This window comes from Gemmata sp. (assembly GCF_051859125.1).
Classification (GTDB): domain Bacteria; phylum Planctomycetota; class Planctomycetia; order Gemmatales; family Gemmataceae; genus Gemmata.
Genome location: NZ_JBHYGG010000141.1, coordinates 1 through 8,145, shown reverse-complemented (window position 1 = coordinate 8,145; position 8,145 = coordinate 1). Strand labels below are relative to the sequence as shown.

The 8,145-nt window shown below is 69.6% G+C and carries 7 protein-coding genes; 6 read left to right on the top strand and 1 reads right to left on the bottom strand.

Going from position 1 to position 8,145, the window contains the following annotated elements; genetic code table 11:
- Nucleotides 1-52: 52 nt before the first annotated feature.
- Nucleotides 53-466, bottom strand: coding sequence for a hypothetical protein (locus ACTIGN_RS14270; protein WP_439624912.1), 414 nt, complete (start codon nucleotides 464-466; stop codon nucleotides 53-55).
- A 178-nt stretch (nucleotides 467-644) separates the two neighbouring features.
- Between ACTIGN_RS14270 and ACTIGN_RS14265 the strand changes: the two genes are divergently transcribed.
- From ACTIGN_RS14265 to ACTIGN_RS14240, 6 genes are all read left to right on the top strand, one after another.
- The gene (locus ACTIGN_RS14265) at nucleotides 645-1,037 is read left to right on the top strand and encodes a hypothetical protein (protein ID WP_439624910.1); all 393 of its coding nucleotides are present in this window, start codon (nucleotides 645-647) and stop codon (nucleotides 1,035-1,037) included.
- Between the two features lie 32 nt (nucleotides 1,038-1,069).
- A complete protein-coding gene (locus ACTIGN_RS14260) occupies nucleotides 1,070-1,480 on the top strand; it encodes a hypothetical protein (protein WP_439624908.1) in 411 nt (136 codons plus the stop codon).
- A 312-nt stretch (nucleotides 1,481-1,792) separates the two neighbouring features.
- Nucleotides 1,793-2,632, top strand: a complete 840-nt coding sequence (locus ACTIGN_RS14255) for a hypothetical protein (RefSeq protein ID WP_439624906.1) — start codon at nucleotides 1,793-1,795, stop codon at nucleotides 2,630-2,632.
- 170 nt (nucleotides 2,633-2,802) lie between these two features.
- Nucleotides 2,803-4,473, top strand: a complete 1,671-nt coding sequence (gene ettA, locus ACTIGN_RS14250; protein ID WP_439624904.1) for an energy-dependent translational throttle protein EttA — start codon at nucleotides 2,803-2,805, stop codon at nucleotides 4,471-4,473.
- 95 nt (nucleotides 4,474-4,568) lie between these two features.
- Nucleotides 4,569-5,252, top strand: a complete 684-nt coding sequence (locus ACTIGN_RS14245) for an ABC transporter ATP-binding protein (RefSeq protein ID WP_439624902.1) — start codon at nucleotides 4,569-4,571, stop codon at nucleotides 5,250-5,252.
- A gap of 46 nt (nucleotides 5,253-5,298) precedes the next feature.
- Nucleotides 5,299-8,007 (top strand): FtsX-like permease family protein, encoded by a 2,709-nt coding sequence (locus tag ACTIGN_RS14240; RefSeq protein WP_439624900.1) that lies wholly within the window; start codon nucleotides 5,299-5,301, stop codon nucleotides 8,005-8,007.
- Nucleotides 8,008-8,145 lie beyond the last annotated feature (138 nt).

The window sequence follows — 8,145 nt, the reverse complement described above, 5'->3', positions numbered from 1 at the left end:
GGAGGCCTTGGTCCTTCACTCCGCACTCCCCGTTCTGCACTCCAAACTGAAACTACTCCTTCATTTCTTTCTTGACGAGGTTCAGGTAGAAGGTGGCCTTGCCCTCCTTCTCCAGGATCTTGCGGGCGAGCAGCTCCTCGGCCTCGGCCTTCTGGTTGAAGGGGAACTCGCCGACCTCCTTGCTCCCGTTGTCGCACACGACCCACACGGCCCGGCGGCGGACCTCCTTGGCCACGCGGGTCCGCTTGACCGCGGGCTTCTTGGCCGCGGCGGCCTTCTTGGCGGGCTTCTTGGCCTTCTTCTTTGGTGCCTCGTCGTCGTCGTCGCCGGCCTCGGCTTCGGCGTCGGCCTCCTCGACCTCCTCCTCGACCTCGCCCTCCTTCTCGCGCTCCTGCGCCTCGACCGCCTCGCTCTCGCGCCGCCGGTCCAGCCGCGACGGCCCCCGCCCCCCGCGCCCCTTTGCCATGTCTCGCTCCCGTCACAATGTCGGATGTTTCGCAGCCGTTAAGCTACCCCCCGGCTCGCGAACCGACAAGTCTCCCGGGGCCAGGGTTCGCACCGGCAGCGGGCCGATCGCCGTTTCACTCCGGCCGCCCGGTCGGGTATGATTCGGGGAGTCACCCCCACACCCGAATCGGTGCCGCATGACCGCAACCGCCGTGCTCTGCGTGGTCCTCGCCGCGACGGCCGCCCCCGTGCCCAAGGAGCGGGCCGACGCCGAGAAGGTCGTCGGCACCTGGAGGCTCGTGAAGAGCAGCGCCCGGCCCGACGCCCCCGCGACCGAACTGACCCTGGAACTGACCCAGGGCGGGAAGATGACCGTCCGCCAGACGACCAACGGCGACACGTTCACGTCCACCGGCGAGTACAAGCTCGCCAAGGGCGAGCTGACGTACACGCTCAAGGGGCCGGGCGAGTTCGAGAAGACCGAGCCCCTCAAGATCAAGAAGCTCACCGAGACCGAACTCCAGGTCGTGGACCCCGACGGCATCCAGGAAGACTTCGAGCGGGTGAAGACCGAGAAGAAGCAGGACTGACCGCCCCCCGCACCACTCACGAGGAACCCCACATGCGAGCACTGATCGGCACCGCCCTACTGGTTCTGGCGTACGGCACCGCTACCGCCGCCGACGACCCAATCGACCCCAAGAAGCTGATCGGCGAGTGGGACCAGCCCGGGGACGCGAAGAAGAAGGTGCCCCAGAACGCGATCGAGTTTGAGACCGACGGGCGGGCGCGGTTCAAGGTCGCGCCCAACGCCGATAGCGAATTCAACAGCGTCACCGAGTTCAACTACGAGGTCAAGGGGAGGGCCGTGGTCCTGTCCAAGATGACCCGCGACGGCGACCTCGTGCGGACGTTCCGCGTCACCAAGTTTGTCGACGACGTGCTCGAGGCCACCGAGGAGGGGAGCGGCGTGAAGTACAGCTTCAAGCGGGTCAAGAGCCCCGCCCCCCCGAAGCCCGATGACAAGAAGTAGCCCCTGCGCGCACGCTCCCCTCGCCGCAAGGTGCTACCTTCACAGCAAATGGGACTCGCGGGTTCCGCCCGCCCCACGCTCGAACATAGATTCTTCCGGACGAATGGGATGGTTCCGGAGCTGAACCGATGGTTCCGGACGTGGGGTGGGGGCGTCGCCCGGAACCATTCCCGCACCGCACCACACAATCCGATGCTGCTCCCCGACGGTCCGGATTCTTCTGGCACGCCCCGCACGAGGCCGCGGCCCACTTCACCTTCTCCGACCCGCCCGGGTGCGGTACAACACGGGGAAACTCTACGGGAGGGCGGCATGCGGCGTCTCATCGGGTCGGGGGCGTTGGTGCTGGCCGCGGTCGCCGTCGGGTGCGGCCCGGAGAAGGAACTGCCGGACCTGCCCAAGCAGCCGAAGGCGGCCGCCGCGCAGGGCGGCGACCCGCACGGCGCGCCGCCGGCCGCGACCGACCCGGCCGCGAAGGCGGTCCTCGACCGGGCGGTGAAGGCCATCGCCGACGGCGACCCGGTCCGGATCGCCCGCGGGCGATCCGCGAAGGTCACCTACCAGGGCGGCGGGATCAAGCTCTCGACCACCAGCGCCGACCTGACCCCGACGGTCCGAGTCCTCGAAACCGTGTGGCCCGACTCCGCGTTCGTCGCCGACGACTTCAAGGGCCAACTCGCCAACAACACGTTCTACCTCCGCGGGCAGCGGGGCTGGCTCAAGACCGGCCTCGCGCTCAACCCCGCCTCGGGCACCGTGGACCTGGGCCGCGTGATCCTCACCGACCTGACCGCGTGGCACTGGATGACGCTCGGCCTGCCGCTCACGGACCCGGCCGCGGTCGCGTTCGAGGCGACGAAGAAGGCCCCCGGCACCGCGGTGAAGATCGCGCTGCCCAACCGCCCGGTGTACCTCGTGACGTTCGACGAGGCGACCGGCCTGCCGGTGCGGGTCGAGTTCCACCCCGTCGAACAGGGCGTGCGGGTCCACAAGGTGTTCACCCTGGCCGACCACAAGCCGTTCGGCGGCCTGACCCTCGCGACCAAGATCGAGATGGTGCAGGACGGGCACCTCGGCGAGCGGTGGGCCGCGCCGACCTGGGAGTTCCCCGAATCGATCCCCCCGTCGCGGTTCGACCCGCCGAAGGAGTGAGCCGATCTGGTCCGGTGGGGCAGACATTCGTGTCTGCCGCCGAAGCCTCGGGAGGCAGACACGAATGTCTGCCCCACCAGAGGTCGCTCATTCCCCCCAAGTCGCGCTCTCGCGCACCCCCGACTCCCGTAAAATTCCCAGACACGACCGGCGTCCCGAACGAGGGGTTCATGAGCGACTATTACATTTACAACATCCGCAACCTCACCAAGCACTACGGGAAGCGGGAGATCCTCAAGGACATCAACCTGAACTTCTACCCCGGGGCGAAGATCGGGGTCATCGGCTCGAACGGGTCCGGCAAGTCCACCCTGCTGAAGATCATGGCGGGCGTGGACAAGGACTTCATGGGCGAGGCGTGGGCGCACCCCGGCGCGACCATCGGGTACGTCCCACAGGAGCCGCACCTCACCCCGGGCAAGAACGTCATCGAGAACGTCGAGGAGGCCGTCGCCCACATCCGCGCGCTCGTCAAACGGCAGGAGGAGATCGGCGAGGAGATGGGGACGGCCGACGAGAAGCAGTTCGAGAAGCTCTCGAACGAGATGGAGCGGGTGCAGGCGCAGATCGACGCGACCAACGCCTACGAGATCGACCGCACGCTCGAGATGGCGATGGACGCGATGCGGCTCCCGCCGTCCGACGCGCCCGTCGAGCGGCTCTCGGGCGGCGAGCGCCGCCGCGTCGCCCTGTGCAAGACGCTGCTCCAGCAGCACGACCTGCTCATCCTCGACGAGCCCACGAACCACCTCGACGCCGAGAGCGTCGAGTGGCTCGAGCACTACCTGTCGGACTACAAGGGGGCCGTCGTTGCGGTCACGCACGACCGGTACTTTCTGGACAACGTCGCCAAGTGGATCCTCGAACTGCACGCCAGCCGCGGGTACCCGTTCTCGGGGAACTACTCGGGGTGGATGGAGGCCAAGCGGAAGCGGATGGCCGTCGAGGAGAAGCAGGAGTCGGGCCGGCAGAAGCAGCTCGAACGGGAACTGGAGTGGGCCAAGAGCTCGCCCCGCGCCCGGATGGCCAAGAGCAAGGCCCGGCTCGCCGCCATCGACAAGTTGCAGGAGCAGGTGATCGAGGACGAGGACAAGGAGCTGCTGATCCAGATCCCGTCCGGCCCGCCGCTCGGCGACCTCGTGGTGCGGGCCGAGGCCGTCAAGAAGGGGTTCGGCGACATCCTGCTGTACGACGACCTGACGTTCAACCTGCCCAAGGGCGGCATCGTCGGCATCATCGGCCCGAACGGGGCCGGCAAGACCACGCTGTTCAAGATGATCGCCGGGACCGAACAGCCGGACGGCGGCAAGTTGACGGTCGGCACGACGGTGAAGGTCGCGCACGTGGACCAGAACCGCGACGCGCTGGTGGCCACGAACACGATCTTCGAGGAGATCACCGGCGGCACCGACTACATCATGCTCGGCAAGCAGCGGGTCGCGAGCCGCGGGTACTGCGCCCGGTTCAACTTCAAGGGGCCGGACCAGCAGAAGGTCGTCGGCAACTGCTCGGGCGGCGAGCGGAACCGGATCCACCTCGCGAAGCTGCTGCGGAGCGGGGCCAACCTGCTGCTCCTGGACGAGCCGACCAACGACCTCGACGTGGACACGCTGCGGGCGCTCGAGGAGGCGCTGACGAACTTCGCCGGGTGCGCGGTCATCATCTCGCACGACCGGTGGTTCCTGGACCGCATCGCGACGCACATCCTCGCGTTCGAGGGCGACAGCAAGGTGGTCTGGTGCGAGGGGAACTTCGCGGTGTATGAGGAGCAGAAAAAGATCCGCCTCGGGGCCGCCGCCGACACCCCGCACCGCATCAAGTACCGGAAACTGCACGGGTGACCGGCGGGTACAGGCGTTGGGCTTAGCTGCGACCGGAGGGACGTTACCTCCGGTCGCTCACACTCCCGGCTCGCCGGGCTTTGGGGCGGAAGCACATGCTGGAACTGATCGACGCCACCAAGTCCTACGAGCAGGGCCGCCGCACGGTGAACGCCGTCCGCGGGGTGACCATGCGGGTGAACACCGGCGAGTTCGTCACCATCATGGGGCCGTCGGGGTCGGGCAAGTCGACCCTGATGCACCTCATGGGCGCGCTCGACACCCCCAGCAGCGGCCGGGCCGTGTTCCACGGGCAGGACCTGCAGTCGATGTCGGACCGGCAGCGGTCCCTGCTCCGCCGCGACCGCATCGGGTTCGTGTTCCAGGCGTTCAACCTGCTGCCGACGCTCACCGCGGCCGAGAACGTCGCGCTGCCGCTGCTGCTCGGCAACACGGGCCGGCGGGCGGCCCTCGTGCGGGCCGGCGAGTGCCTCGAACGGGTCGGCCTCGCCCACCGGGCCGACCACTTCCCGGACGAGATGTCCGGTGGCGAGATGCAGCGGGTCGCGGTCGCCCGGGCGCTCATCGCCGACCCCGAGGCCGTGCTGTGCGACGAACCCACGGGCAACCTCGACACGGCCACGAGCCGCGAGATCCTCACGCTCCTGTCGAAGCTCCCGGAGCCGGGGAAGCGGGCCGTGATCATGGTGACGCACGACCCGCACGGGGCGACCTTCGGCACCCGGCTCGTGAAGATCCGCGACGGGCTGCTGGAAGCGGACGAGCCGGTGCGGCGGTAATTCCAAGTCCCCGCGTCGCGACGCGGGGACTTTCACGGAGGTCAGGATGGTCCCGTCGGTCTACCGGGTGCTGAGTCTCCGCTACCTGCTCCAGCGGTGGGACCGCGGGCTGCTCATCGTGTTCAGCATCGCGCTGGGCGTCGGCACCCTCATCTCGGCCCGCATCCTGAACCAGTGCATCGAGTACGCGGCGCAGGACACCACCACCCCCGCCGGCAGCGCCGAGCTGTACGTCACCAACGGCGAGGCCGGCGTGCTGCTCTCGCTCGTCGACGAACTGCGGACGAACCGGCCCAAGGGCGTGCAGTCGGTCCAGCCGCTCGCGTACGACCGCGTCACCCTGCCCGACCTCGACGGCCGCGTCGCGGTGCTGGTCGGGGCCGAGGTCAGCACGCAGCTCCTCTCCGACGAGAACCCGCTCAAGGTGAAGGTCGAAATGCTGCCCGACGCGGTGCGGCAGCGCGTCGGCGGCGTGCTGTGGGCGCTGGCCGGCGGCGACCGCGCGAAGGCCGCGCAGTTGTGGGACCGGATTCCGGGCCGGCCGGTGATGGTGTCGCGGCCGGTCTACACCGAGTGGCTCCGCCGCCGCGGGGCCGACCAGCCGTTCACCATCCGCCACGCGACCCGCGAGTACGAGTGCCTGCCGGTCGGGGTCATCGACTTCGACAAGGACTCGCCGATGGCCCCGCTCGGCAAGAACTTCGTCGGCATGAGCATCGGCGACGCGAGCCGCGTGATCCGCCCCCCGCTGCCGCTCGGCGGCGTCCTCGGCGGCCCCGGCGACGCGCTCGCCGAGATGCGGTCCCCGAGGCGGATCAACCGGATCGACGTGTTCCTCGAACCCGGGGCCGACCGCGACGCGGCCGAGGCCGGCGTCAACGCGGTGGTCGCCAAGCGGGCCGCCGTCCGCACCCCCGAGACCCAGCGCCGCAGCACGCAGGAGGTGGTGGACGGCGTCCAGATCGGGTTCCTCGTGTGCGCCGCCGGCGCGATGATCGTCGGCCTGTTCCTCGTGTACAACGCGATGGCCGTGACGGTCGCCGAGCGGCGGCAGGACATCGGCATCATGCGGTCGGTCGGCGCGACCCGCGGGCAGATCGTGATGCTGTTCGCGGGCATGGCCGCGGTGCTGGGCCTGATCGGTGCGGCGGGCGGGGTGCCGCTCGGAATCGGCCTCGCCGAACTCGCGCTGTCGCAGCTCCGCGTCGAACTGGAGTCGATGTTCCTCAACCCGGCCGTGAACCCGACGCGGCTCTCGGTCGAGTCGGTCGCGGTCGCGGTGCTGGCCGGCGTGCTCACCGCGGTGTTCGCGGCGCTCGTGCCGGCGATCCAGGCCGCGAGCGACGACCCGGCCCACGTCGTCCGCCGCACCGCGGCCGGCGCGAAGGGGTCGTGGCGGCTCGTTCACAGGCTCGCGTGCGTCGCGCTCGTCGGCGGCGGCGTCGCGATGGTCCTGCTCCGCGACTCGCTCCCGGCCCGGCTCGGGGGCATCGGCGGCATGATGGTCGCGCTCGTCGGACTGCTCCTCGCCGCGCCAATCCTGGTGGGAGCGATCGTTTCGGCGCTACTGCCGCTGATCCGCGTGACGTGCCCGATCTCGGTGCGGCTCGCGTTCGACAACCTGTCGCGCGCCCCGGGCCGCACGGGGGTGGTGATCGGCGCGCTCGGGGCCGGCGTCGCGCTCATGTTCCAGACCGCGGGCGTCGGCCGCAGCAACGAGGAGCCGGTGACCACCTGGATCGCGCAGGTGGTGCAGGCCGACCACTTCGTCTTCAGCGGGAACATGACGGCCGCGAACAGCTCGAACTCGCCGATGGCCCCCGGCATCGCCCGCGATTTGCGCGCGCTCCCGGAGGTCGATCGCGTCATGACGATCCGCTACGCCCGACCCGAGTTCAACGGCACGGTCGTGTGCCTGATCGCGATGGACGCGGTGGACTACGCGCGGGCGACCCGCGACCGCGTCCCCACCGGGCTCCCGGACCTGGAAAAGTTCCTCGGCCTGCCCGGCACGAACGACGTGCTGGTGAGCGAGAACTTCGCCCGCCGGCAGAGCGTGAAGATCGGCGACACGATCACCCTCCCCGGGCCGACCGGCCGGGTGCCGCTCCGCGTCGTCGGCACCGTCGTCGACTACTCGTGGAGCCGCGGCACCGTGTTCATGGACCGCACGCGGTACGCCGAGCTGTTCGGCGACGAGCTGATCGACATGTGCCACGTGTTCCTGAAGTCGAGCCGCAACGGGACCGCGGCGCGCGACCCGGGCCTGGAGGCGTTCGTCGCCGACAAGGGGCTGTTCGTCACCGACCGCGACGGGCTGCGGAAGTTCCTCTCGGAACTCATCAACCGCATCTACCAGTTGGCGTACCTCCAGCAGATCGTCGTCGGCGTGGTCGCGGCGCTGGGCGTCGTGACGGCGCTCCTCATCTCGGTGCTGCAGCGGAAGCGCGAACTCGGGCTGTTGCTCGCGATCGGCGCGACGCCGGGGCAGGTGCTGCGGTCGGTGATGGCCGAGGCGGTGCTGCTGGGCGTGTTCGGCACGGCGCTGGGCATCCTCATCGGGATGCCGATGGAGTGGTACGTGCTGAAGGTGGTGATGGTGGACGAGTCCGGGTTCGTGTTCGACGTGGTGTACCCGTGGAGGGAGGCGCTGGGCATCGCGGGCGTGTCGATCCTCACGGCGACCCTGGCCGGCCTGCTCCCCGCGTGGCGCGCGATCCAGACCCGCATCCCCGACGCACTGCAATACGAGTGATTTGTGTTTGAGCCCCGGAGGGGCGGCGGATGGTAGCCAGGGGTGGAGTGCAGCGCAACCCCTGGTCCCCGGCGTCGGCCCCCGGACCAGGGGTTTGCCCGAAGCGGGCCGCACCCCTGGCTACCATCCGCCGCCCCT

Coding starts and splice junctions, on each gene's coding strand:
- ACTIGN_RS14270 (WP_439624912.1), bottom strand. CDS start 466: ATGGCAAAGGGGCGCGGGGGGCGGGGGCCGTCGCGGCTGGACCGGCGG.
- ACTIGN_RS14265 (WP_439624910.1), top strand. CDS start 645: ATGACCGCAACCGCCGTGCTCTGCGTGGTCCTCGCCGCGACGGCCGCC.
- ACTIGN_RS14260 (WP_439624908.1), top strand. CDS start 1,070: ATGCGAGCACTGATCGGCACCGCCCTACTGGTTCTGGCGTACGGCACC.
- ACTIGN_RS14255 (WP_439624906.1), top strand. CDS start 1,793: ATGCGGCGTCTCATCGGGTCGGGGGCGTTGGTGCTGGCCGCGGTCGCC.
- ettA (WP_439624904.1), top strand. CDS start 2,803: ATGAGCGACTATTACATTTACAACATCCGCAACCTCACCAAGCACTAC.
- ACTIGN_RS14245 (WP_439624902.1), top strand. CDS start 4,569: ATGCTGGAACTGATCGACGCCACCAAGTCCTACGAGCAGGGCCGCCGC.
- ACTIGN_RS14240 (WP_439624900.1), top strand. CDS start 5,299: ATGGTCCCGTCGGTCTACCGGGTGCTGAGTCTCCGCTACCTGCTCCAG.